Source organism: Haemophilus sp. HN_Hi10 (genome assembly GCF_049821985.1).
Lineage (GTDB): Bacteria > Pseudomonadota > Gammaproteobacteria > Enterobacterales > Pasteurellaceae > Haemophilus > Haemophilus influenzae_D.
The window spans coordinates 1,721,760-1,746,460 of record NZ_CP187495.1 but is presented as its reverse complement, the minus strand read 5'-3'; the positions used below and the strand labels follow the sequence as shown (position 1 = coordinate 1,746,460).

Below are 24,701 nucleotides of genomic sequence, written 5' to 3'. Positions count from 1 at the left end.
TATGCAAGCGATTAACCCCAATTGGAACGTTCCAAAGAATATTCATGCCTTTACCACCACTCGTGAAGGGGGCGTGAGCCTAGAGCCTTATTTTAGTTTCAACTTAGGCGATCATGTGGGTGATAACAAAAGTGCGGTAAAAACCAACCGCACTTTATTAGTCGAAAAATTTGGCTTGCCACAAAAACCTGTATTTTTAACGCAAACACACAGCACTAGAGTACTTCAATTACCTTATTCAGGAGAAAATCTTGAAGCGGATGCAGTTTATACAAATGTTCCCAATCAAGTTTGCGTTGTTATGACTGCAGACTGTTTGCCAGTTCTATTCACTACAACATCTGGCAATGAAGTAGCTGCAGTGCATGCTGGCTGGCGTGGTTTATGCGATGGCGTACTAGAAGAAACAATGAAATATTTTCAAGCTAAATCTGAAGATATTATCGTGTGGTTTGGCCCAGCAATTGGCCCAACAGCATTTCAAGTTGGAATTGATGTTGTAAAACAATTTGTTGCGGTAGATGAAAAAGCCAAACTTGTCTTTCAACCTGATGCAATCGAAGAAGGTAAATACCTAGGTAATCTTTATCAAATCGCAACTCAGCGATTAAATAATCTCGGCATTACGCAAATTTATGGTGGAAATCACTGTACATTCAACGAAAAAGAAAAGTTCTTTTCTTATCGCAGGGACAATCAAACAGGCCGAATGGCAAGTGTCATTTGGTTTGAATAAATAGTCTAAAAGCGCATAAAATGCGCTTTTAGTAATCTTTGTTTTATATTCTTTCTGCGATAATACCGCCACCCAAACAAACTTCGTCAAGGTAAAATACGGCAGATTGCCCTGGGGTTACTGCTGATTGGGGTTCATCGAAAATCACTCGAATGGTTTCATCATCAATTGGTTCAATCACACAAGGAATATCTTGTTGGCGATAACGCGTTTTTACCGTGCAACGTAATAACTCTCGAATTGGTTCGCGATCAACCCAATGTAATTGGCTAGCAATCAAACCTTTAGAAAATAAACGAGGATGATCATGGCCTTGAGCAACAATAAGTTCATTATTTTCTACATCCTTATCTACTACATACCAAGCTTCATCTCCTGCATTTTTTAAACCACCGATGCCTAATCCTTTACGCTGTCCCAACGTGTGATACATCAAACCATCATGACGACCAATAATTTCGTCATCTACAGTGCGAATATTACCCGGTTGAGCTGGCAAGTAACGAGCTAAGAAATCCTTAAATTTACGCTCACCAATAAAACAAATACCGGTAGAGTCCTTTTTCTTCGCTGTAATTAAACCAAGATCTTCAGCAATAGAGCGAACAATGGGCTTCTCAATTTCACCAACAGGGAATAAACTTTGCCCTACTTGTTTATGGCTTAAGGTATAAAGAAAATAACTTTGATCTTTATTAGCATCTAAACCACGTAATAATTTTGCATTTTCATCATCACCAGCTCTACGTACATAATGCCCTGTTGCAATGTAATGGGCACCAAGATCTTCAGCTGCATATTCTAAAAATGCTTTAAATTTAATTTCTTTATTACACAAAATATCTGGGTTCGGCGTGCGCCCTGCTTTATATTCAGTTAGAAAATGCTCAAAGACATTATCCCAATATTCTGCAGCAAAATTAATTTTATGTAGTTTGATACCCAATTTATCACATACTGCTTGAGCATCTGCAAGATCAGCTGCAGCAGTACAGTAATCCGTATCGTCATCTTCTTCCCAGTTTTTCATAAATAGGCCTTCCACCTGATAGCCTTGCTGTTGAAGAATAAAAGCTGACACAGAAGAATCCACTCCGCCAGACATACCACAAATCACTTTTTTGGTAGCATTGCTCGCAATCTGCTCTTGCGTCAATTGAGGAAAGTGTTGATTATAAGTATTTGAAATTAACATAGTTCTCCCGTAACTTCGGTTAAGGCGAAGCACATTGGTTAGTTGTTAAGATAGTTGATTATCGTTGATAAAAAACCTTGCCAGTTCGTTCTATATTTTCAGCCAGTTGAGAATGAGTCAAATGCTGATAAATTGATAAATCAAATAAATAGGGTGAATCGGAATCATCAAGTTCAAGCCAAATTTTTCCTAAAATATCTTGGGTTAAATGTTTACCTTTCAGTGTTAAATCAATATCAGAGCCCTCTCTAAAAGTGTTTTGAGCACGAGAGCCATAAATAATCGCAAGCTCAACCTCTGGGTAGTGAGCTAAAATATTTTTTATAATTATCTGCTGTTTATCACTTAATCCAAATTGCTGCATATCATACTCACTTTTTGCTCAAAACTAGTAAATGCAGGTAAATATAGATGAATAATTTTATCAAATTCTTCATTAATCATTTGCTGATCATAAGTATGGACTGTTAGATTACGGCTTTTGATCATTTCTAACCAAATTTCTCCCTGATTAATTAGTCCACGGTTAAAAGCTAAACGAGTTGCTGATTTTGATCCATAAAGCTCAGATTCTCCTTCTTCTCGAAGAATATCTTGCATCAATTTCCACGACAATTCGTGAGTGATTTCAAAACTTTGAATAATTCCTTTTTTAATCACATCAATATTGGTATTTCCATATTGAGTTACTTCATTTTTTAAATGAAAAAGGGATCGTTGATAATTTTGGAAACGTTGTAGCCAACGATTATTTGATCGCATAGTTCATCCTCAAGAGGGCGTTAATAACGCCCTATCATCAAAAGAGCGGTCAGTTTTGAGCAAGTTATTTCACTTCATAAAATTGCGAATCATCATCTTTTTTCACAAATTTTTGCTCATATTCAGCTTTCGCTTGTTCATCGCCTGCATCTAATTTTAATTGAAGCGTGTCGCAAGGTTTATCACAATCGCAAGCTTTGGCAATACCAAGGGTAGATAAACCACCGCAGCTGCCTTTTAAACTTTGTTTTTTGATAATAAATCCGATAGACATCAACAATATAATTGCGACGAAAGCGATTAAAGTAAAAAATAAAGTTTGCATAACTATTCTTTTGTTTTTGTTAATTTTTTGAAAGCAGAGGATGATTTTGTGACAAAACCATTATCTGTTTTAATGATTAAGTAAATGGCAAGATTATTTTTCTCAGCCACTTCTAACGCCTTGTTTTCCCCCAGCACAAATAACCCTGTAGATAAGCCATCTGCAGTCATTGAAGTTGGCGCAAGCACCGTAATTGAGGCTAAATGATGTTGAATTGGATAACCTGTTTTTGGATCAATTTCGTGCGCAAAGCGTTTACCATTTTCTTCAAAGTAAATACGATAATCACCTGAACTTGCCATCCCCATATTGTCTAATCCAATAACAGCTTCAACCGCTCTTTCGCCTGTTGTAATTGGTTTTTCAATTGCGATCTGCCAAGGTTTTCCTTCGATATTTTTTCCTTTTGCACGAATTTCACCACCGATTTCAACCATGTAATTCTGAGCATTTAATTGTTCTAACTTTTCAGCGACCTGATCAACGCCAAAGCCTTTAGCAATCGATGATAAATCAACATAAACTTGAGGAAGTGCTTTGCTTAATGTAGCTTTTTCTTTGTTAATATCTAGGGTAATTTTATCAATGCCAACCCAAGCTTGACGTTCAGCTAATTGTTCTGGTGTAGGTTGTTTTTCTGGGCGTTTTTCAGGGCCAAATCCCCATAAATTAACGACAGGACCAACAGTTACATCCAATGCACCTTCAGTCACTTTATTTAAACGAATCGCTTCGGCCAATACTTTGGCAAAATCTGCTGAAATCTCAATCGGTGTATTCACTTGGGTATTTTGATTGAAACGGCTCAATTCCGAATCTTTTTTGTAAGTGGACATTTTCGCGTTCACATCTTTTAAGATAGCTTCAATTTCTTCATGCGTCTTTTCAGATGTTGCTTTTATTGAACCATCATCAAGGTATTTAACATGATAAGTTGTCCCCATTGTTTTACCGCTTAAAGAGATAACTTTTGTTTCTTTTTGACAGGCTGCAAGACTTAACGCCATTGCTACAGCCATAATACCGCTTATTAATTTTTTCATCTGGATTTCCTAAATTTGTGAATTACTGGCAAACTCAACAAAACTTACCTGTAATCATAGAAAATTTCTAAAAACATCTTAAATTTTGACCGCACTTTATCATAAAGTGCGGTCAGTTTTTATGATGAATTGATTAACTGAAATCAGCCACCAAAGTCATCTAATAAAATGTTTTCATCTTCAACACCAAGATCTTTCAACATTTTAATTACAGCTGCATTCATCACTGGAGGCCCACACATATAGTATTCACAGTCTTCTGGTGCTTCATGATTTTTCAAGTAGTTTTCATAAAGTACATTGTGAATAAAGCCTGTATAGCCAGTCCAATTATCTTCAGGCAATGCATCTGATAATGCAACATGCCATACGAAATTATCATTTTCAGCTTGTAATTGATCAAAGTCTTCTTGATAGAATATTTCACGTTTAGAACGTGCACCATACCAGAACGACATTTTACGTTTAGAATGTAAACGTTTTAATTGGTCGAAGATATGCGAACGCATTGGTGCCATACCCGCACCACCACCGATAAATACCATTTCTGCATCGGTTTCTTTCGCAAAGAATTCCCCAAATGGGCCAGAAATTGTGACTTTATCTCCTGCTTTTAATGACCAAATGTAAGAAGACATTTGACCCGGAGGCGCATCAGGTTGGCGTGGTGGTGGAGTCGCAATACGCACGTTAAGCATAATGATACCTTTCTCTTCAGGGTATGAAGCCATTGAGTAAGCACGAATAATATGCTCGTCCACTTTAGAGACATAACGCCATAAATCATATTTATCCCAGTCTTCATGGTATTCTTTAGGAATATCGAAATCTTTATAGTTTACCACATGTGGATCAGCTTCGATTTGGATATAGCCACCTGCGCGGAAAGGTACTTCCTCGCCTTCAGGAATAGCCAATTTAAGCTCTTTAATAAAGGTTGCTTTGTTATCATTAGAAATAACGGTGCATTCCCATTTTTTAACGCCGAAGATTTCCTCAGGAAGTTCAACTTCTATATTGCCTTTTACATTAACTTGGCAAGCTAAGCGATAGCCCTCTTTTGCTTCACGTTTGTTAATGTGAGAAAGTTCTGTGGGAAGAATTTCTCCACCACCATTTTTCACTTTAACAATACATTGACCACAAGAGCCACCACCGCCACAAGCAGAAGATACGAAAATACCTTTACTTGCTAAAGCACCTAATAATTTACCACCTGCAGGTAATGTGATCGCTTTTTCAGGATCGTCATTGATACCGATAGTGATATCGCCAGAATCGACTAATTTTGATTTCGCAAATAAGATGATCGCCACTAACACTAATACAATAACTGTAAATGCGGCAATACCGAGTGCAAGAATTACTGAATCGCTCATTGATTACACTCCTTATAATTGAATACCAGAGAAAGACATAAAGCCTAGTGCCATTAAACCAACAGAGATAAAGGTAATACCTAAACCTTTTAATCCGGCAGGAATATCAGCGTATTTCATTTTTTCCGTTAAGCCAGCAAGAGCCACAATCGCTAACATCCAACCTAAACCTGAGCCGAAACCGTACACGATAGATTCAGGGAAATTGTAATCACGTTGAACCATGAAAGATACGCCACCAAAGATTGCACAGTTTACTGCGATTAAAGGTAAGAAAATCCCTAATGCGTTATAAAGTGACGGCATAAATTTATCTAATACCATTTCGAGTATTTGTACTAAACCTGCAATAACCCCAATGAAAGTGATAAAGTTTAAGAATGATAAATCTACACCTTCAATTAAAGCATTTTCTTTTAGTACATTTGCGTAAATTAATTGGTTTACTGGCACTGCAATACCAAGAACGAAAGTTACCGCAATTCCAAGACCAAACGCAGTTGATACCTTTTTAGATACTGCTAAGAAAGTACACATCCCCAAGAAGAAAGAAAGTGCCATATTTTCAATGAAGACTGCCTTAACAAATAGGCTAATATAATGTTCCATTGATTACTTCTCCTGTTGCTCTGGTTTCCAAGTTCTTAATCCCCAGATAACAAATCCGATGATAAAGAATGCACTTGGTGCAAGTAGGAATAAACCATTTGCTTGATACCAACCACCATTTTGAATAGTTTCAAAAATAGTCATACCAAATAATTTACCTGAACCGATAAGTTCACGGAAAAATGCTACGATAATTAACATCGAACCATAACCTAAGCCATTACCGATACCATCTACAAAACTTTCAACGGGAGGGGATTTCATCGCAAATGCTTCGGCACGTCCCATTACGATACAGTTAGTAATAATCAAACCAACGAATACCGAAAGCTGTTTAGATAAACCATAAGCATAGGCTTTTAGAATTTGATCCACTACGATAACAAGCGAAGCGATGATTGCGAGCTGTACAATAATACGAATGCTGTTAGGTATATAATTGCGGATTAGGGAAACAAATAAATTTGATAATCCAGTTACTAAGGTAACTGCAATTGCCATAACAAAAGCAGTTTCTAATTTTGTTGTTACAGCTAATGCAGAACAAATCCCTAAGATTTGCAATGCAATAGGGTTGTTTTTAGCAATTGGCGCTAACAACAGATCTTTATAACTTGTTTTTCCAGACATTAGTTTGCTCCTGAATGAAGTTTTTCAAGATATGGACCAAAGCCATCTTTGCTGAACCAATAATTAAAGGTACCTTGAACACCATTACCTGTTAAAGTTGCACCAGATAAACCATCAATACTATGTTCATCTTGTGGAGCTTGACCTTTCACAATATGAATGGCAGGTTGATGTTGCTCATCAAATAATTTTTTACCTTTAAATAGACTTGCCCAGTTTGGATTTTCAATTTCTCCGCCCAATCCTGGTGTTTCGCCGTGTTGATAGTAAGTAATTCCATTAATAGTATTACCATCTGGTTGAACAGATACTAAGCCATACATCACTGACCACAAGCCAGTTCCATAAATTGGTAAAATAACTTGTTGGGTTTGACCCTGTTCATCTTTTACAAGATAAACTTCAGTTGTTTTGCTACGAGAACGAATACGTGCTTTATCAGCATCAGCAGGAATTGCTTGTTGGCTATCATCTGCTTGTTGTGTGTATTCGCCTGTTGCTAAATTAACGAAACGCGGCTCAATAAATTTTGCATAAGTTTCTTTTACATTCGTATTTGCTTGTAAAAGACCAGCTACATTTAAAATATTTTTTTGTTTATCGAGCAATTTTTGTTCTTCTTGTGCAGGTTTTAACATTACTGCGGAACCAGCAACAATAATGGAACAAACTAAACTCAGTAGTAGCACAACAAGGATTGTGCCGCCTACGCTGTCTTTATTAAACTTAGCCATTTGTTCTCGCTCTCCGACGTTTGATATTTGCTTGAACAACGATGTAGTCGAAAATCGGTGCAAATAAATTTGCAAATAAAATCGCTAACATCATTCCTTCTGGATAGGCTGGGTTTATAGTACGAATTAATACAGCCATTACACCAATTAATGCACCGTACCACCATTTACCAGTATTAGTAAAAGATGCTGAAACAGGATCGGTCGCCATAAATATCATACCCAATGCAAATCCACCTAAAACAAAGTGCCAATGCCAAGGCATTGAGAACATAGGGTTAGTCTCTGAGCCAATTAGGTTAAACAAGGTTGAGGTTGCAATCATACCAATCATCACACCAGCAATAATGCGCCAAGCTGCAATGCGAGTGAATACAATAACAGCACCGCCAATTAAAATTGCAAGGGTAGAAACTTCCCCCATTGAACCAGGTAAGTTGCCAACAAAAGCATCCATCCAAGTAATTGGAGCACCTGTTACGGTATGTTGCAATGCACCTTGACCACCTTGTGACCACTGTGAAAGTGCGGTTGCACCAGAAAAACCATCTGCGGCAGTCCAAACCGTATCGCCTGAAATTTGAGCTGGATATGCGAAGAATAAGAAAGCTCGACCCGCAAGTGCAGGGTTCATAAAGTTACGACCAACACCACCAAAAATTTCTTTTGCAACAACGATACCAAAAGTAATACCTAATGCGGCTTGCCATAGTGGCAATGTTGGTGGAACGATCAATGCAAATAAAATGGTTGATACAAACATACCTTCATTTACTTCGTGACCACGAACCACAGAGAATAATAATTCCCAAATAGTACAAACGGTAAATACCACTAAGTAAATTGGTAAAAAGAAAATTGCTCCAAGTGCCATTTTAGAGCCCCAAGTTGCATTGGCAGTTAAATCTAAACCTAATGAATTAGCAAGAGCATAGTGCCAATCGTTAGCAATTAGTTGATCTAAATTGCCTAATTGATTTAAAGCGGGGATCGCTTGGTTACCCACATTGTACATCCCGTAGAAAATAGCAGGGAACAAAGCAAGGAAAACCGTAATCATCATACGTTTTGAATCTAACGCATCACGAACGTGAGTGTTTTTGTGCGTTACCGTACCTGGTGTATAAAGCAAGGTATAAATCGATTCAAAGATCGGATAAAGCTTGCTGTATTTACCACCGGGTAAAAACGCGGGTTCCATTTTTTCAAAAAGATTTTTCAAACCCATTTTAACCTTCCTTCTCAATCTTATCTAATACTTGACGCAAGATTGAACCGTATTCATATTTGCCTGGGCAAACGAAAGAGCATAACGCCAAGTCTTCTTCGTCTAATTCCAGACAACCTAATGCTTGCGCACCATCAGTATCGCCCACGATTAAATCACGTAATAACAATGTCGGTAAAATATCCAACGGCATTACGCGCTCATAGCTACCGATTGGCACCATTGCACGTTCGCCACCATTTTCTGAAGTAGTAAAATTAAATAATTTTTTACTAAAGTGGCCTAATACGGTACGAGTCACAGAATATTTACTGGCTTGTGGCATAATCCAACCAAAAAATTCTTTTTCATTACCTTCAGTGATTACTGATACTTGCAAAGCATAGCGACCTAAATAATCATGTGAATCTTTTGCTATTTGACCACAAAGCACCGAGCCAGAAATTACACGATTTTTACCCGCACTTAATTCATTTTGGGTTAATTGAGAAAGATTAGCACCGATTATTGTACGTACTAAACGAGGTTCTTTCACTTGAGGACCTGCAAGAGAAATCACACGTTCTGCATAAAGTTCACCTGTCGTAAATAATTTACCTACGGCGATCACATCTTGATAATTGATATGCCATACAGTTTTTTGAATACCAACAGGATCAATAAAGTGAATATGCGTACCTGCAAGACCAGCTGGATGGACACCAGTAAAATCATGAATCTGTAAATTTTCAAGATCAGCAGTTGGAATATTAGAATCGCTCGCTTTACATAAGTGTAATGGTTTTGAAGGGAATAAACGACTTAGTACGGTTAAACCGTTAGTGAAGTCTTGTGAATATTCTTTTAATACGACAGCAGGATCGACTGCTAATGGATTGGTATCCATCGCGTTTACAAAAATAGAAGATGGTTCACTTTCAATGGATGGAACTTTACTAAATGGACGAGTACGTAATGCTGTCCATAAGCCAGATTCTATCAAGTTTTGTTTTACTTGTTCAGAAGAAAGTGTATTCAATTGTTCTGTGCTATATTTTGCAAAAGTGATTTTTTCATCGCCTTCTACATTAATAACAACAGATTGTAATACGCGTTTTTCGCCACGATTGATTGCAGTGATGGTACCGCTTGCAGGGGCTGTAAAAATTACACCAGGATTTTTTTTGTCTTCAAAAAGTACTTGACCTTTTTTCACAACATCGCCTTCGCGAACCTTCATTGAAGGACGCATCCCCACATACTCCTCACCTAGAATCGCAACTTGATTCACAGCGTTGCCGCTATGGATTACTTGTGCTGGTTTTCCCGCGATTGGGAGATCCAAGCCTTTTTTAATTGTAATCATACTATTTGCACTACTTTTCAAGGTTAAAAATACAATTGCTAATATAGTAAAAATACCCTAGAAGCAATCTCACGTTTGAGTGTGACAAACCGCTAAAAAACATTAATGTCACAAAATAAAAAACTCAAATGGATTGATTTCACAGTTAATAATTTTACCGAGAAATCGAATTTGGACTAAATTAAACGCCTTATTCTAGCGAAAATCTCTGTTTTTCGCTACTCAAACAGAGGATTTTTTGTTAGAACTTTTTGCGATATATCAAAAATGTTACATTTTTATAACAAAATTAACGACCAACACCTGCACATTTTGTTGAGAGCGGTACAGTTTCATTTTGTGCTTTCCATTCTTCTGGAGTGAATAAATGTAATGCTAAAGCGTGAATACTATGATTTAATTCTTCGTTCAGTAATTGATAAATACGTTGATGACGTTGTACTTTTCGAATATTTTTAAAGACCGTGCTGACAATAACACATTTAAAATGTGATTCAGAACCTCGATTAGAGTGATGTAAATGGCTTTCATTTTCTATTGCTAAAAAGTGCGGTTGAAATTCTTTTTGAATTTTTTGCTCAATAATTTGTTGAATTAACATTATAAGTTCTCCACAAAAACTACAATGAAACGCTATACATTAATAAGGAAGTTTGTAAGAATAGCACAATTCTAATTGATTTGTGGGGAAATTATGGCATTAGTAAACAAAATTAAAACATTATCATCAGTATGTATTCTAGCGGCTACATTATTTCTTGCAGGCTGCCAAGCACAATCAAATATATTAGCATTCACACCTCCTGCACCAAGTGCTTCAATGAATGTTAATCGAACTGCTGTTGTATCTGTTACAACAAAAGATAGCCGCGCAATACAAGAGATTGCGAGTTATACAAAACACGGGGAACTGATTAAATTAAATGCATCCCCAAGTGTTACACAATTATTTCAGCAAGTGATGCAGCAAAATTTAATTAGTAAAGGTTTTAGAATTGGGCAATTAAATGGTTCAAATGCGTGGGTAACAGTGGATGTGCGTGAATTTGCTACGCAAGTAGAACAAGGTAATCTTCGTTATAAACTCAATACCAAAATTCAAGCGACAGTTTATGTACAAGGTGCGAAAGGTTCGTATAATAAATCATTTAATGTCACGCACTCACAAGAGGGCGTATTTAATGCAGACAATGATGAAATTCATAAAGTGCTATCTCAAACTTTTAATGATATTGTGAACAATATTTATCAAGATCAAGAAGTTGCGGTTGCGATTAACCAATATTCTAATTAATCGCATATCTACAGTGAGGAAGATTAAAACAATCTTCCTCTTTTTCTATGATGCCATTTCATTCTACATACTGGGCTTCACATAAAATCATTTCGGACTAATTATCTGTTTAAAAGAATAAAAAATATTCATAAAACCAATTACATCAATTTATAGCATTCTTTATAAAAATTAGGCAGAATACAAAAAAACTTTGAGTTTAAAAAAAGGAGCAAATTATGGCTAAACATTATGATTATATTGCTATTGGCGGTGGCAGTGGCGGTATTGCGTCTCTAAATCGTGCTGCAAGCTATGGAAAAAAATGTGCAATCATTGAAGCAAAACATCTTGGCGGAACTTGTGTCAATGTCGGTTGCGTACCTAAAAAAGTGATGTTTTATGGCGCACATATTGCAGAAGCAATCAACAATTATGCGCCAGATTATGGTTTTGATGTTGAAGTGAAAAAATTTGATTTTTCAAAACTAATTGAAAGCCGACAAGCCTATATTGGTCGTATTCATACATCTTATAATAATGTATTAGCGAAAAATAATATTGATGTAATTAATGGTTTCGGAAAATTTGTCGATTCGCATACCGTCGAAGTAACACTTGCTGATGGTACAAAAGAACAAGTAACCGCAGATCATATTTTAATCGCAACTGGTGGTCGTCCATATCGTCCAAATATTAAAGGACAAGAATACGGTATTGATTCAGATGGTTTCTTTGCATTAACCGAATTACCAAAACGTGCTGCTGTTATCGGTGCAGGCTATATTGCTGTTGAACTTTCTGGCGTATTAAACAGCTTAGGCGTGGAAACACATTTATTAGTGCGTCGCCATGCGCCAATGCGTAATCAAGATCCATTAATCGTAGAAACATTAGTGGAAGTGCTTGAGCAAGATGGTATTCAATTACATACCAATTCTACCCCATCTGAAATTGTTAAAAATGCAGATGGTTCACTTACTGTAAGATGTGATAGTCAATCTGATGTTATAGTGGATTGCGTTATTTGGGCTGCGGGTCGTGTTCCAGCGACAGATAAAATTGGCTTAGAAAATGCAGGCGTAGAAACAAATGAACGCGGCTATGTCAAAGTAGATAAATATCAAAATACTAATGTGAAAGGCATTTATGCGGTAGGCGATATTATCGAAAACGGTATTGAATTGACACCAGTTGCAGTTGCAGCAGGTCGTCGCCTTTCAGAGCGTTTATTTAATAATAAATCGACTGAATATTTAGATTACAGTTTAGTTCCAACCGTTGTATTCAGCCATCCACCAATTGGCACAGTAGGTTTAACTGAACCGCAAGCGATTGAGCAGTACGGCGCAGAAAATGTTAAGGTATATAAATCTTCTTTCACAGCGATGTACACTGCGGTAACTCAACATCGCCAACCGTGCAAAATGAAATTAGTTTGTGTGGGTAAAGATGAAAAAGTTGTAGGTCTGCACGGTATTGGTTTCGGCGTAGATGAAATGATCCAAGGATTTGCTGTAGCAATCAAAATGGGTGCAACAAAAGCTGATTTTGACAATACGGTGGCAATTCATCCAACAGGTTCAGAGGAATTTGTAACAATGCGTTAATTGTTCAAATGAAAGAAGAAAAAGGCAGTAAGGTTATTCTGCCTTTAAATAAGTAAAAAATATCTACTTTCAGGATTTGTTTCCGTCATTTATGGAAATAAATCCTGTTTATTTTTTATACGCCAAGATTTCGCCCATGCGAACAGGTTCGTTGACGCTTAAATGATCAGCCAAACGCACTTGATTTGCTTGGAATAAATTAATTACTGTCGAACCAAGTTGGAACCAACCCATTTCTTGACCTTTCAATAATTTGACCGCACTTTCGCCTTCATAAGTCCAAGTTTTCACTTCATTGTGGCGTGGTGGATTAATTATGCCTGCCCAAGTTGTGCCAATACTTGCAGTGATGGTTGCACCGACCAAAATTTGTACCATTGTGCCAAATTCAGTATCAAAAACACAAATTACACGTTCATTACGCGCAAATAAATTGGGTACATGTTGGGCTAAAAATGGGTTCACAGAGAATAAATCACCTGGCACGTAAATCATTTTGCGTAGCGTACCATCGCATGGCATATGCACTCGATGATAATCACGGGGAGAAAGATAAGTAGTGGCAAATTCCCCATTTTTAAAGGTTTCCACTAATTCTTTATCTTCTGCCAGTAAGTCTTCTAGGCTGAAAAAATGCCCTTTAGCTTGTAATAAAAGAGTATCGTCAATATGACCGCACTCGCTAATGCGACCGTCTGCTGGTAAACAAAGTGCGGTAGGATTTTGATTGATTGGGCGTGCGTTTTCTTTTAACGGACGAATAAAAAATTCATTAAAACTTGCGTAATCAGAAAATTGTTCTTTTTGCGCAATGCTCATATCAATGTTATATTTTTTTGCAAAGGCTTTAATTACAAAATGTGTTATTTTGCCCCATTTTTGTTTAGCAAACCAGCCTGCAATTTGAGTTAAATAAATTTGTGGCATCACATATTGAAAGGCAACTTTTAGGCGTTGCCAATAAGAATTTGAAGTCATCATTATCTTTCCTTGTTAAAAAAGAGGCGTGATTATAGCAATTTTTGTTATAGTTCCAACCTTTTTAGTTACTGGATAATTTCCTTTATTGAGTTATCCAATAAAAAATGTGATTTCCCTTTGACTATCTTCGCAACAACAGGTAATATTCAGGCCCTATGCAAAAGGTAAAACTACCCCTCACTGTTGATCCCGTAAAAGATGCTCAAAGACGGCTTGATTATGTTGGCTATTATGCTGCAAATCAGCTTGAGCGTTTGGCGGAATCAGTAGTAAATGTGCTTAGCGATGCACAGGTAACATTATCGTTTTATGTTGATCCACAAAAATTAGTGGTGATGAAAGGTAAAGTACAGGTTGATGTCGAGCTTGAATGTCAGCGGTGTAATTTGTCTTACAAACAAACATTGGAATGTGAGTTTACTTATAGTCCAGTGGCTAATTGGGATCAGGCTGATGACTTGCCCGAAATTTATGAACCAATCGAATTTAATGCGTTTGGCGAAATAGATTTAATTGGTACAGTGGAAGACGAACTTATTTTAGCTCTACCGCTTGTCCCAATGCATTCATCTGAACACTGTGAAGTGTCCGCGCAGGAACAGGTTTTTGGCGAATTGCCTGAAGAATTGGCAAAAAAACCGAACCCGTTCGCTGTATTAGCTAATTTAAAGCAAAAGTAAATTAAATTTAGGAGTATAGCCAATGGCTGTTCAACAAAACAAAAAATCTCGTTCACGTCGTGATATGCGTCGTTCACACGATGCTTTAACAACTGCTGCTGTATCAGTAGATAAAGCAAGTGGTGAAACTCACTTACGTCACCACGTAACTGCAGACGGTTACTATCGTGGTCGTAAGGTGATCAATAAGTAATTTTTACTTATAGGTGTTCACTTGGGTCGTCTAACCTTAGTGTTAGATGTGATGGGCGGGGACGTAGGTCCCCGTATTACTATCTGCATTCCTTTAACATCGGAAAATAATCCGGTGTCGTCTTTTCTCTTACTTGGCGATAGTCCATAGATTTTTTTCCTTTTTAATTGCTTATCTTATTGAGTATGAATAGTAGAATTTTATCCACCGGTAGCTATTTGCCGAGCCATATTCGCACAAATGCGGATTTAGAAAAAATGGTTGATACATCAGATGAATGGATTGTCACTCGTTCTGGTATCCGTGAACGTCGTATCGCAGCGGCAGATGAAACTGTTGCAACAATGGGATTTGAAGCGGCAAAAAATGCGATCGAAGCTGCTCAAATTAATCCTCAAGATATTGAACTGATTATTGTTGCAACTACAAGTCACTCACATGCTTATCCAAGTGCGGCTTGCCAAGTGCAAGGTTTATTAAATATTGATGATGCGATTTCTTTTGATTTAGCCGCAGCTTGCACAGGCTTTGTCTATGCTTTGAGCGTAGCTGATCAATTTATTCGTGCAGGCAAAGTGAAAAAAGCCTTAGTGATAGGCTCAGATCTCAATTCTCGTAAATTAGATGAAACAGATCGCAGCACTGTTGTGCTATTTGGTGATGGTGCGGGTGCTGTAATTTTAGAAGCGAGTGAACAAGAAGGAATTATCTCCACCCATTTACACGCTTCAGCAGATAAAAATAATGCCCTTGTTTTAGCTCAGCCAGAACGTGGTATAGAAAAATCTGGCTATATCGAGATGCAAGGTAACGAAACGTTCAAATTGGCAGTTCGTGAACTTTCAAATGTGGTGGAAGAAACACTTTTAGCCAATAATTTAGATAAAAAAGATTTAGACTGGCTTGTGCCACACCAAGCAAATTTACGTATTATCACGGCAACGGCTAAAAAGTTAGAAATGGATATGTCACAAGTGGTGGTTACGTTAGATAAATATGCTAACAACAGTGCAGCTACTGTGCCTGTTGCCTTAGATGAGGCTGTTCGAGATGGCCGTATTCAACGTGGGCAGTTATTATTATTAGAAGCCTTTGGCGGTGGTTGGACTTGGGGTTCAGCATTAGTGCGTTTCTAATTAGTTTGTTAGAATATGTAAGCGGTTTAAAAAGTGCGGTTAGTTTTGAATTCATTTTAAGAACAAAAAATATTTTGAGTTTTAACCGCACTTTAAATCGGAGAAAGAACAAATTGGGTTCCCTTCTTTTTGCTTACTTTTTCTTTGGCGAGGCAAAGAAAAAGTAAGTCGCCATCGGCTAAACCCGATTTTAATTACCGAAGAAGAATTCTCAATTAAAAAACAATAGGACAAAACATAATGAAAAAATTCGCAATGGTATTCCCAGGCCAAGGCTCCCAAACTGTCGGTATGCTTGCTGATCTTGCCACCGAATATCCAATCATTACTGAAACATTTAAACAAGCATCTGATGCGCTTGGTTATGATTTATGGCATCTTGTTCAACAAGGCCCAGCTGAAGAACTCAATAAAACTTGGCAAACTCAGCCCGCACTTTTGGCAGCTTCAGTCGCTATTTATCGCGTATGGCAAGAGAAGTTTCCTCAATTAAAACCAGAAGTGATGGCTGGGCATAGCTTGGGGGAATATTCCGCACTAGTTTGTGCTGGTGTGTTGGATTTCCAAGATGCGATTAAATTAGTGGAATTGCGCGGAAAATTAATGCAACAAGCTGTGCCTGAAGGCACTGGTGCAATGTATGCGATCATTGGTTTGGATAATGAAGCGATTATTAATGCTTGTAAACAAGCAGAGGAAAGCGAAGTTGTATCAGCAGTGAATTTCAACTCTCCAGGTCAAGTCGTTATTGCGGGTGCGAAAGCGGCGGTAGAACGTGCAGCTGCATTATGTAAAGAAGCTGGGGCAAAACGTGCATTGCCATTAGCTGTGAGTGTGCCTTCTCACTGTGCCTTGATGAAACCAGCAGCGGAGCAATTAGCGATAACACTTGAGAATATTCAAATTAATACACCAACAACATCGGTATTAAATAACGTTGATGTGAAAGCAGAAACTGCAGGTACAGAAATTCGTACCGCACTTATTCGTCAGTTATATAGCCCAGTTCGTTGGACTGAAACAGTTGAAAAAATGGCACAAGATGGCGTTCAAGTGCTTGTTGAAGTGGGACCGAGTAAAGTATTAAATGGTTTAACCAAACGCATTGTGAGTGATTTACAAGCGATATCTGTAAATGATGTTGCATCATTCAATGCCGTAGAAGAATTTTTAGCGTAAAAAGGAGAAAAAAATGCAAGGTAAAATTGCTTTAGTCACTGGAGCTACTCGTGGTATCGGTCGTGCGATTGCAGAAGAACTTAGTTCAAAAGGTGCGTTTGTTATCGGTACTGCAACCTCTGAAAAAGGTGCAGAAACAATTTCTGCATATTTAGGGGATAAAGGTAAAGGTTTAGTGTTAAATGTAACGGATAAAGAATCTATTGAAACTTTACTTGAGCAAATTAAAAATGATTTTGGCGATATTGATATTCTCGTGAATAACGCAGGTATTACTCGCGATAATTTATTGATGCGTATGAAAGATGATGAGTGGTTTGATATTATGCAAACTAACTTAACTTCGGTGTATCATCTTTCTAAAGCAATGTTACGTTCGATGATGAAAAAACGTTTTGGTCGTATCATCAATATTGGTTCAGTGGTCGGTTCAATGGGGAACCCCGGTCAAACCAACTATTGTGCGGCAAAAGCGGGTGTGATTGGTTTTTCTAAATCTTTAGCGAAAGAAGTGGCTGCGCGCGGTATTACTGTAAATGTGGTGGCACCTGGTTTTATTGCAACAGATATGACAGACGTGCTTACGGATGAACAAAAAGCCGGCATTTTATCTAATGTTCCCGCAGGTCGTTTAGGCGAAGCAAAAGACATAGCTAAAGCGGTTGCTTTCTTAGCTTCTGATGATGCAGCTTACATTACGGGAACAACATTACACGTTAATGGTGGTTTGTATTTAAGTTAATGTCGTTTTGGCATTATGTTGATAGATTTTGAATAACAAAATCATAGCCAAAGATTTTAGATAATGTTAGAATCCAAGCCGCAGTGTAGCTTGGTTACGCCTTGAGCGTATGCAAAGGTACGTAACTATTTTTAATGTGTGTATTCAGATTGCCCATTTTGTGGTGCGACCAGCCTATAAAATAGTTGCAAGTTGATAAAAAATACATACACTAACCGCTCTTTTATGAGTTAAAACCAACAAAATAGGAAAAACAAATGAGTATTGAAGAACGCGTGAAAAAAATCATCGTTGAACAATTAGGTGTTAAAGAAGAAGATGTTAAATCTGAAGCTTCTTTCGTTGAAGATTTAGGTGCGGACTCTTTAGACACAGTTGAATTAGTAATGGCTTTAGAAGAAGAATTCGATATCGAAATTCCAGATGAAGAAGCTGAAAAAATTACCACTGTTCAATCTGCGATTGATTACGTGCAAAACAATCAATAATTTTAAGTTGGGCGACTTTTAAGTCGCCTAATTTTTTTCTAATAATCCTCTTTAAAATTACCGCACTTTTTATTTTTCCCTTTCATAAAAATTGATCTAAATTATCTTTTACTTAAAATCGTGGTTTAAACTTTAAAAAATTATTTAGTTATATGCCTAAAAAGAAGTATTATTTGCATAGTTTTTCATTTTTGAGGTGTTTATGCTTTACTTAGAATTTTTATTTTTACTATTAATGCTCTATATCGGTAGCCGTTACGGCGGTATTGGTTTGGGTGTGGTTTCTGGTATTGGATTAGCAATTGAAGTCTTTGTTTTTCGTATGCCAGTAGGGAAAGCGCCGATTGATGTTATGCTTATCATTCTTGCGGTAGTGACTTGTGCATCGGTGCTTGAAGCTGCTGGCGGTTTGAAATTTATGTTACAAATTGCTGAACGCATTCTCCGTAAAAATCCAAAACGTGTCACTTTACTTGGCCCATTAGTCGTCTATTTATTAACCTTTATGCTCGGTACTGGTCACTCTGTTTACACAATTATGCCAATCATCGGCGATGTTGCACTGAAAAATAAAATTCGTCCAGAACGCCCAATGGCAGCGTCTTCGGTTGCATCGCAATTAGCCATCACATCTAGCCCACTTTCTGCAGCTGTTGTATTTTATCTAGGTAAAATTACAGCAATGCCCGCTTTTGAGCATATTAGTTTATTAGATATTATTTGTGTAACCGTTCCTGCAACTTTAGTGGGTACAATTGCGCTTTCCTTATACAGTATGCGTCGTGGCAAAGAGTTGGAACAAGATCCTGAATATCAACGTCGCTTACAAGATCCCGTATGGCGTGAACGTATTTTAAATACCACAAGCACAACATTGAATGAAACCCTTCCGCAAGGGGCAAAAAAATCTGTTTACCTATTTTTACTTGCTTTAGTTGTGATTGTTGCGATTGCGATGATTCCTGAAATTCGCACTATCGGTAGCGGAAAAGCAATTTCAATGTCACTTATCATTCAAATGATGATGCTTTGCTTTGGTGGTGTGATTTTACTCGCAACGAAAACAAATCCTCAAATTGTGCCAAATGGCGTGGTATTTAAATCTGGTATGGTAGCAGCGATTGCAATTTATGGTATTGCGTGGATGAGCGACACTTACTTCAAATATGCAATGCCAGAATTTAAAGCTGCGATTACTGATATGGTGCAAACTTATCCTTGGACATTCGCATTGGCATTATTTGCAGTTTCTGTCGTAATTAACAGCCAAGCTGCGACTGCAGTCATGTTATTACCTGTGGGTATTGGCTTAGGTATTCCAGCACCAATCTTGGTTGGTTTAATGCCTGCAACTTATGCCTATTTCTTTATTCCAAATTATCCATCAGACATTGCAACAGTAAACTTTGACGTAACGGGTACAACAAAAATTGGTAAATATTATTTTAACCACAGTTTTATGGTGCCGGGTTTAATTGGGGTTGTTGTTGCTTGCTTGGCCGGTGTTTCTGTGGCGGAATTAGTGATTCGCTAATTTACACACAAACTAAATCCTTTTAATATAAAAGCACCTTTGAATGGTGCTTTTATTTTTATGACAACCTACATCGCCTACGGCAATATAAATCAACCTTTTTCTTTGGAATCCTTACCCGATGAACTGATTCCAGAAAATCTATATCAAACTGAAACGGATAGCTCGCGTGTTTTTCAGCGTCATCAGTGCCGTCGGCTTGCTCACTTATTACTTTTCCAACTTTTAAAAATATCTAGAAAATCCACCGCACTTTTATCTCAAATTCATCGTACTGAAAGTGGCAGACCTTATTTTCTTGATGAGCGAATAGATTTTAATATTAGTCATTCTGGTGATTGGGTGGCGGTAATATTAGATATTAGAAATGAAGAAAAAAGTGCGGTGGGAATTGATATTGAATTTCCTAAAATAAGAAATTTTACGGCGTTGATGGAACATATTGCACCAAAAGAAGAAATTGATTGGTTTCATCATCAGCAGGATTCTTTGAACGCTTTTTATCGTTGTTGGTGTTTACGAGAAGCTGTATTGAAATCTCAAGGATTTGGGATCGTAAAATTATCCAATGTTCGTCATTTCCCTGAACAACAAAAAATTTTTTCGGATTATTGTCCGCAGGGGCAGTTGTGGTTTACTGATGAACTCCCTATTTATTTAGCTGCTTTTGTCAATCATCAAGAAAAATTACCGCACTTTTATGAATGGAGTGGGGAAAGTTTACAGATAAAAGAACTTCAAAAATGCGTTTTTTATGATGTGAATTAATCAAGAAAATCCTTGTGTAAAATCAAGGATTTTTTATTGCCTAAAAATTCTTGTATTTTCATAGACGTGCCCCATTTATTTAGCTAAACTCTTAACAATTTTTTGACAAATGGAGAATGAAATGTCACAGAACGGTTCAGATCGCGATCCTTGGAGTAAACCAGGGCAGAGCAACGACCAACAGCCGGGAAATTCATCCAACAATAATGGATGGAATAATAACCAAAATCGTGGAAATCAAGAGCAATCTCCGCCAGATATTGAGGAGATTTTTAATAATCTGCTTAAAAAATTAGGTGGTGGAAATAAAAAGAGCGGTCAAAATAATGGCAGTTCTCAAGGCAATACGCCATTTCATTTTGGCAAAGTTATTCCACTTGCTGTAGCGATTGGTGCGATTATTTGGGGCGTAAGCGGTTTTTACACCATTAAAGAGGCTGAACGCGGTGTGGTGCTTCGTTTTGGCGAGTTACATTCTATTGTTCAACCCGGTTTGAACTGGAAACCAACATTTGTAGATAAAGTATTGCCAGTAAATGTGGAGCAAGTAAAAGAGTTGCGTACACAAGGTGCAATGCTGACTCAAGATGAAAATATGGTAAAAGTGGAAATGACCGTGCAATATCGCGTGCAAGATCCTGCAAAATATCTTTTTAGCGTAACAAATGCAGATGATAGTTTGAATCAAGCGACAGATAGTGCATTACGTTATGTTATTGGGCATATGTCTATGAATGATATTTTAACCACAGGTCGCTCTGTCGTGCGTGAAAATACTTGGAAAGCTTTGAATGAAATTATCAAATCCTATGATATGGGACTTGAGGTTATTGATGTGAACTTCCAATCTGCGCGCCCACCTGAAGAAGTAAAAGATGCGTTTGATGATGCAATTAAAGCGCAGGAAGATGAACAACGTTTTATTCGTGAAGCGGAAGCCTATGCGCGTGAGAAAGAACCGATTGCACGCGGTGATGCGCAACGTATTCTTGAAGAAGCAACAGCTTATAAAGATCGTATCGTGTTAGATGCAAAAGGTGAAGTGGAACGTTTGCAACGCTTGTTGCCAGAATTTAAGGCTGCGCCAGATTTACTGCGTGAGCGTTTATATATTCAGACGATGGAAAAAGTGATGGCAAATACGCCAAAAATAATGCTTGATGGCAATAATGGTAATAATTTAACTGTGCTACCGCTAGAGCAAATTATGGGCAAAAAATCGGTAACAAGTGTGCCAAGTGCGGTTAATTCTTCGCCTGCTTTTACTGCGCCAGAACGTCAAAATTCTTATCAGCCTCAACCAACCACCGTTGCGCCGATTCGTCAAGGGAGATTTAACTAATGCGTAGATTTTTATTACCTGTTATTTTCGTGATTGCGGCAGTGGTTTATTCTAGTATCGTCGTTGTAACGGAAGGTACGCGTGGCATTATGTTACGATTTAACAAAGTACAGCGTGATGCAGATAACAAAGTGGTTGTCTATGAACCAGGCTTGCATTTTAAAGTGCCTTTAATTGATAGCATCAAAGTTTTAGATGCGCGTATTCGTACTTTAGATGGCTCTGCAACACGTTTTGTTACTGTTGAGAAAAAAGATTTGCTAGTGGATTCTTATGTGAAATGGAAAATCAGTGATTTTGGACGATTCTACACATCCACTGGCGGTGGCGATTATGCTCAAGCTGCAAATTTATTAAGTCGTAAAGTAAATGACCGTTTACGTTCTGAAATTGGTTCACGCACGATTAAAGATATTGTTTCTGGTACTCGTGGGGAATTAATGGAAGGGGCAAAAAAAGCTTTAAATTCAGGACAAGACAGTACGGCAGAATTGGGTATTGAAGTGATCGATGTGCGTGTAAAACAAATTAATTTACCAGATGAAGTTTCTTCTTCAATTTACCAACGTATGCGTGCAGAACGTGATGCAGTGGCGCGTGAACACCGTTCTCAAGGGAAAGAAAAAGCAGCATTTATTCAAGCTGATGTAGATCGCAGAGTAACGTTAATTCTTGCTAATGCAAATAAAACTGCACAAGAATTACGAGGTTCAGGCGATGCAGCTGCAGCAAAATTATATTCAGATGCTTTTGCTCAAGAACCACAATTCTTTACTTTTGTGCGTAGCTTAAAAGCCTATGAAGCGAGTTTTGCAAATTCTGACAATATAATGATTTTAAAACCAGATAGTGATTTCTTCCGCTTTATGCAGGCACCGAAAAAATAGATTTTAATTTGATAAAAACACCTTCCTCGTGAAGGTGTTTTTTTATAGCCAACGTCTTACTTTTTGTTTGTAACGACGATATTCATCGCCAAATTTATTTTCCAAATAGGTTTCTTCTCGGGCTATTTGAAACTGGTTTATCACTAATATAAAGATAATTACGCCTAACCAAGCCAAACTATTACCTAACCAAAGCGTCCAAGCAAGCAAAATTAACAGCAAACTTAAATACATTGGGTTACGGCTAAATCGAAATATGCCTGTGCAAACTAATTTTGTTGTGCCTTTAAAATCACGAGGATTAATGGAGGTTTTACATATAAAGAATTGCATAACGCTGCTTAAAGCAATCAAAAATGAAAGGGAAATAACAAAAACAATCACTGAAAAATGGACAGAATAACTAGCAATCTTTGGCAAAAAATACATTGCTATGGCAATGAATAAACAGAGTAGTGGTGGTGGAATAAATAACATCGCTAAATCTTATTAATAAAAATGCCAGCTCTTTATAGAGCATTTAAAGTGCGGTCAAAATTTGTGTTAATTTTGCTTTAATTACTTTTATTTTGCATAAAGCGGCGATAAATTTCGCCGCTTTTGATTATTATAAATTTTATGCATTATTCTGTGATAAATTATTCGACGGTTAATTTTTTACCATCATAGCTGATTGCTTTGACGCTAGTTAAAGCCTTACCTCCGTCAGTTTCACCGCCAATCAGTAAAACTTTATTGTTGTAAGATACAGAAAAACCATAGCCAATATTCATTGGTAATTCCCCAACGATGCTCCATTTACCATTATTTAAAGTATAAACTTCGTTATGCCAAGCTTTGCTTAAACCTTTATGTGCGTGAAGTTTTCCTTCTTTGAATTGTTTGATTGAACCTGGAAAATTTGCGCCACCAGTGACTAAATAATGACCGTTACTATAGCCTGAAAGCGCACCAGCTAAACCATCTTGTGATTTGCCTTTTGGTGCGGGCAAGTCAGGTAAATTTTTCCATTGCACACCTTTAGCAGTGAATTTACCTTGATGGGTTTCAGCGGTGCGAAGTCCTGGTTTAATTTCGCCATTGACAACCACGAGATCATTACCTTGAATTGTAAAGGCTGCACCAGCACGACCAGAGAATGGAATGCGACCTTCATTGTGCCATTTGTTGGTTGAGGGTTCATAGCTCAATAATTCTGTTGTAAAGAAATAATCTTCTGGACGTTGATCGAAGTAAGCTGCTGCGATTTCATCTTTTTTCTCTTTATCTTCTCCTGCTGCCACAGTGTCTTGGAAGAAACCATTAAATATAGAGAGATTAGAGCCGCCTAAAATATAAACTTTATCTCCGTGAGATGCACCACTTGATCCTACTAAACCACGGGGAGAACGAGTAGGAAGTTTCATCCAAGTATTATCGCTTGGGTTATAGCGATAAGCGTCATTAACGAGTTGAAGTTCGCCTTTTTCATTTTTTTGTAAACCACCGAATACATAAAGTTTTCCATCCACTGCGGCTGCAACAGGTTGATTGCGTTCGCCACCCGGAAATGTAGCAATTTCTTTCCATTGTGCTGAAGGATCTTTTAGGTCTAAGGTATAGAATTTATCGCCACCAGAACCTAATCCCACATAAACTGTGTCGCCAATTAATGCGCCTGTTCCTCCTTTGATCCCCACTGGCAAATCAGGATAAGTTTGTGCGTTCGCTGAAAAAGTAAAGGTAGCAAAAAGTGCGGTACATAATGCTGTTTTAGTTAGTTTCATAATAAACCCCATTTTGAGTTGTGTTTACAGTTTTCTATTCATTAAACGGCATTGAATAGGCGTTGATAAAGTGCAGTTATTGCACCCTTTTGTATTGTAAGATACGGCAGATGTAACTTACGAAAAAGATAAAAGT

28 protein-coding genes and 1 pseudogene are annotated in these 24,701 nt (G+C 37.5%); 14 read left to right on the top strand and 15 right to left on the bottom strand.

Annotated features, from left to right (window positions below):
* The first annotated feature begins 1 nt into the window (after position 1).
* Complete coding sequence (gene pgeF / locus ACPT8Q_RS08695) at positions 2–736, top strand: peptidoglycan editing factor PgeF (RefSeq protein WP_425627520.1); 735 nt, start codon at positions 2–4, stop codon at positions 734–736.
* A 43-nt stretch (positions 737–779) separates the two neighbouring features.
* Here pgeF and mnmA read toward each other — a convergent pair whose 3' ends face one another.
* The 12 genes from mnmA to ACPT8Q_RS08635 all read right to left on the bottom strand — a co-directional run bounded on the left by mnmA (position 780) and on the right by ACPT8Q_RS08635 (position 10,587).
* Entirely contained in the window at positions 780–1,931 is a 1,152-nt protein-coding gene (mnmA, locus tag ACPT8Q_RS08690) for a tRNA 2-thiouridine(34) synthase MnmA (protein ID WP_050948557.1), read from the bottom strand.
* A 58-nt stretch (positions 1,932–1,989) separates the two neighbouring features.
* Positions 1,990–2,295 (bottom strand): nucleotidyltransferase domain-containing protein, encoded by a 306-nt coding sequence (locus ACPT8Q_RS08685; RefSeq protein WP_050846784.1) that lies wholly within the window; start codon positions 2,293–2,295, stop codon positions 1,990–1,992.
* Positions 2,277–2,693, bottom strand: coding sequence for a nucleotidyltransferase substrate binding protein (locus tag ACPT8Q_RS08680; protein ID WP_050948556.1), 417 nt, complete (start codon positions 2,691–2,693; stop codon positions 2,277–2,279). The genes ACPT8Q_RS08685 and ACPT8Q_RS08680 overlap by 19 nt, the downstream gene beginning before the upstream one ends.
* A gap of 64 nt (positions 2,694–2,757) precedes the next feature.
* Positions 2,758–3,018 (bottom strand): (Na+)-NQR maturation NqrM, encoded by a 261-nt coding sequence (gene nqrM / locus ACPT8Q_RS08675; RefSeq protein ID WP_050948555.1) that lies wholly within the window; start codon positions 3,016–3,018, stop codon positions 2,758–2,760.
* Positions 3,019–3,020: 2 nt separating this feature from the next.
* Positions 3,021–4,061, bottom strand: a complete 1,041-nt coding sequence (locus ACPT8Q_RS08670) for an FAD:protein FMN transferase (protein ID WP_050948554.1) — start codon at positions 4,059–4,061, stop codon at positions 3,021–3,023.
* 143 nt (positions 4,062–4,204) lie between these two features.
* Positions 4,205–5,440 (bottom strand): NADH:ubiquinone reductase (Na(+)-transporting) subunit F, encoded by a 1,236-nt coding sequence (gene nqrF, locus ACPT8Q_RS08665; RefSeq protein WP_050948553.1) that lies wholly within the window; start codon positions 5,438–5,440, stop codon positions 4,205–4,207.
* Between the two features lie 12 nt (positions 5,441–5,452).
* Positions 5,453–6,049, bottom strand: a complete 597-nt coding sequence (gene nqrE / locus ACPT8Q_RS08660) for an NADH:ubiquinone reductase (Na(+)-transporting) subunit E (protein WP_005631374.1) — start codon at positions 6,047–6,049, stop codon at positions 5,453–5,455.
* Between the two features lie 3 nt (positions 6,050–6,052).
* Positions 6,053–6,679, bottom strand: coding sequence for an NADH:ubiquinone reductase (Na(+)-transporting) subunit D (nqrD, locus tag ACPT8Q_RS08655; RefSeq protein WP_005648665.1), 627 nt, complete (start codon positions 6,677–6,679; stop codon positions 6,053–6,055).
* Entirely contained in the window at positions 6,679–7,413 is a 735-nt protein-coding gene (locus tag ACPT8Q_RS08650) for a Na(+)-translocating NADH-quinone reductase subunit C (protein WP_021034936.1), read from the bottom strand. The genes nqrD and ACPT8Q_RS08650 overlap by 1 nt, the downstream gene beginning before the upstream one ends.
* Positions 7,406–8,641 (bottom strand): NADH:ubiquinone reductase (Na(+)-transporting) subunit B, encoded by a 1,236-nt coding sequence (locus ACPT8Q_RS08645; protein ID WP_050948552.1) that lies wholly within the window; start codon positions 8,639–8,641, stop codon positions 7,406–7,408. Before ACPT8Q_RS08645 ends, ACPT8Q_RS08650 begins: the two co-directional genes overlap by 8 nt.
* A gap of 1 nt (position 8,642) precedes the next feature.
* On the bottom strand, positions 8,643–9,986 hold the full coding sequence (locus ACPT8Q_RS08640; protein WP_050948551.1) for a Na(+)-translocating NADH-quinone reductase subunit A: 1,344 nt from the start codon (positions 9,984–9,986) through the stop codon (positions 8,643–8,645).
* Positions 9,987–10,275: 289 nt separating this feature from the next.
* Entirely contained in the window at positions 10,276–10,587 is a 312-nt protein-coding gene (locus tag ACPT8Q_RS08635; protein ID WP_021034939.1) for a BolA family protein, read from the bottom strand.
* Positions 10,588–10,680: 93 nt separating this feature from the next.
* On the opposite strand from ACPT8Q_RS08635, the gene ACPT8Q_RS08630 reads away from it, so the two are divergent.
* Positions 10,681–11,280 carry a YajG family lipoprotein gene (locus ACPT8Q_RS08630; RefSeq protein ID WP_005648659.1) on the top strand — a complete coding sequence of 200 codons (600 nt, stop codon included), beginning with the start codon at positions 10,681–10,683 and terminating at the stop codon, positions 11,278–11,280.
* A gap of 218 nt (positions 11,281–11,498) precedes the next feature.
* Positions 11,499–12,869, top strand: coding sequence for a glutathione-disulfide reductase (gene gorA, locus ACPT8Q_RS08625; protein WP_050948550.1), 1,371 nt, complete (start codon positions 11,499–11,501; stop codon positions 12,867–12,869).
* A gap of 108 nt (positions 12,870–12,977) precedes the next feature.
* Here gorA and asd read toward each other — a convergent pair whose 3' ends face one another.
* A complete protein-coding gene (asd, locus tag ACPT8Q_RS08620) occupies positions 12,978–13,847 on the bottom strand; it encodes an archaetidylserine decarboxylase (RefSeq protein ID WP_050948784.1) in 870 nt (289 codons plus the stop codon).
* A 158-nt stretch (positions 13,848–14,005) separates the two neighbouring features.
* Here asd and yceD point away from each other — a divergent pair, with 158 nt between their 5' ends.
* The 11 genes and pseudogenes from yceD (at position 14,006) to hflC (ending at position 22,799) form a co-directional block, all read left to right on the top strand.
* Positions 14,006–14,530, top strand: coding sequence for a 23S rRNA accumulation protein YceD (gene yceD, locus ACPT8Q_RS08615; protein WP_050948549.1), 525 nt, complete (start codon positions 14,006–14,008; stop codon positions 14,528–14,530).
* Between the two features lie 22 nt (positions 14,531–14,552).
* Complete coding sequence (gene rpmF / locus ACPT8Q_RS08610; RefSeq protein ID WP_005544470.1) at positions 14,553–14,723, top strand: 50S ribosomal protein L32; 171 nt, start codon at positions 14,553–14,555, stop codon at positions 14,721–14,723.
* 21 nt (positions 14,724–14,744) lie between these two features.
* Positions 14,745–14,867: pseudogene (locus tag ACPT8Q_RS08605) on the top strand (phosphate acyltransferase PlsX); the annotation flags it as partial.
* 41 nt (positions 14,868–14,908) lie between these two features.
* On the top strand, positions 14,909–15,859 hold the full coding sequence (locus ACPT8Q_RS08600; protein WP_050948548.1) for a beta-ketoacyl-ACP synthase III: 951 nt from the start codon (positions 14,909–14,911) through the stop codon (positions 15,857–15,859).
* A gap of 240 nt (positions 15,860–16,099) precedes the next feature.
* Positions 16,100–17,038, top strand: coding sequence for an ACP S-malonyltransferase (fabD, locus tag ACPT8Q_RS08595; RefSeq protein ID WP_050948547.1), 939 nt, complete (start codon positions 16,100–16,102; stop codon positions 17,036–17,038).
* A gap of 13 nt (positions 17,039–17,051) precedes the next feature.
* A complete protein-coding gene (gene fabG, locus ACPT8Q_RS08590) occupies positions 17,052–17,780 on the top strand; it encodes a 3-oxoacyl-ACP reductase FabG (RefSeq protein WP_050948546.1) in 729 nt (242 codons plus the stop codon).
* Between the two features lie 257 nt (positions 17,781–18,037).
* On the top strand, positions 18,038–18,268 hold the full coding sequence (acpP, locus tag ACPT8Q_RS08585) for an acyl carrier protein (protein WP_005627318.1): 231 nt from the start codon (positions 18,038–18,040) through the stop codon (positions 18,266–18,268).
* A gap of 202 nt (positions 18,269–18,470) precedes the next feature.
* Positions 18,471–19,802: an anaerobic C4-dicarboxylate transporter gene (locus ACPT8Q_RS08580; protein WP_061671397.1), complete on the top strand. Its 1,332-nt coding sequence runs from the start codon at positions 18,471–18,473 to the stop codon at positions 19,800–19,802.
* Positions 19,803–19,862: 60 nt separating this feature from the next.
* Positions 19,863–20,570 (top strand): 4'-phosphopantetheinyl transferase family protein, encoded by a 708-nt coding sequence (locus ACPT8Q_RS08575; RefSeq protein WP_050948544.1) that lies wholly within the window; start codon positions 19,863–19,865, stop codon positions 20,568–20,570.
* Positions 20,571–20,691: 121 nt separating this feature from the next.
* Positions 20,692–21,912 (top strand): FtsH protease activity modulator HflK, encoded by a 1,221-nt coding sequence (gene hflK / locus ACPT8Q_RS08570; RefSeq protein ID WP_048951899.1) that lies wholly within the window; start codon positions 20,692–20,694, stop codon positions 21,910–21,912.
* On the top strand, positions 21,912–22,799 hold the full coding sequence (gene hflC / locus ACPT8Q_RS08565; protein WP_048951898.1) for a protease modulator HflC: 888 nt from the start codon (positions 21,912–21,914) through the stop codon (positions 22,797–22,799). The genes hflK and hflC overlap by 1 nt, the downstream gene beginning before the upstream one ends.
* A 42-nt stretch (positions 22,800–22,841) precedes the next feature.
* Here hflC and ACPT8Q_RS08560 read toward each other — a convergent pair whose 3' ends face one another.
* Both ACPT8Q_RS08560 and ACPT8Q_RS08555 read right to left on the bottom strand, forming a co-directional pair.
* A complete protein-coding gene (locus tag ACPT8Q_RS08560; protein ID WP_005691502.1) occupies positions 22,842–23,276 on the bottom strand; it encodes a methyltransferase family protein in 435 nt (144 codons plus the stop codon).
* Positions 23,277–23,437: 161 nt separating this feature from the next.
* Positions 23,438–24,565, bottom strand: a complete 1,128-nt coding sequence (locus tag ACPT8Q_RS08555) for an N-acetylneuraminate epimerase (protein ID WP_050948543.1) — start codon at positions 24,563–24,565, stop codon at positions 23,438–23,440.
* Positions 24,566–24,701: the final 136 nt, after the last annotated feature.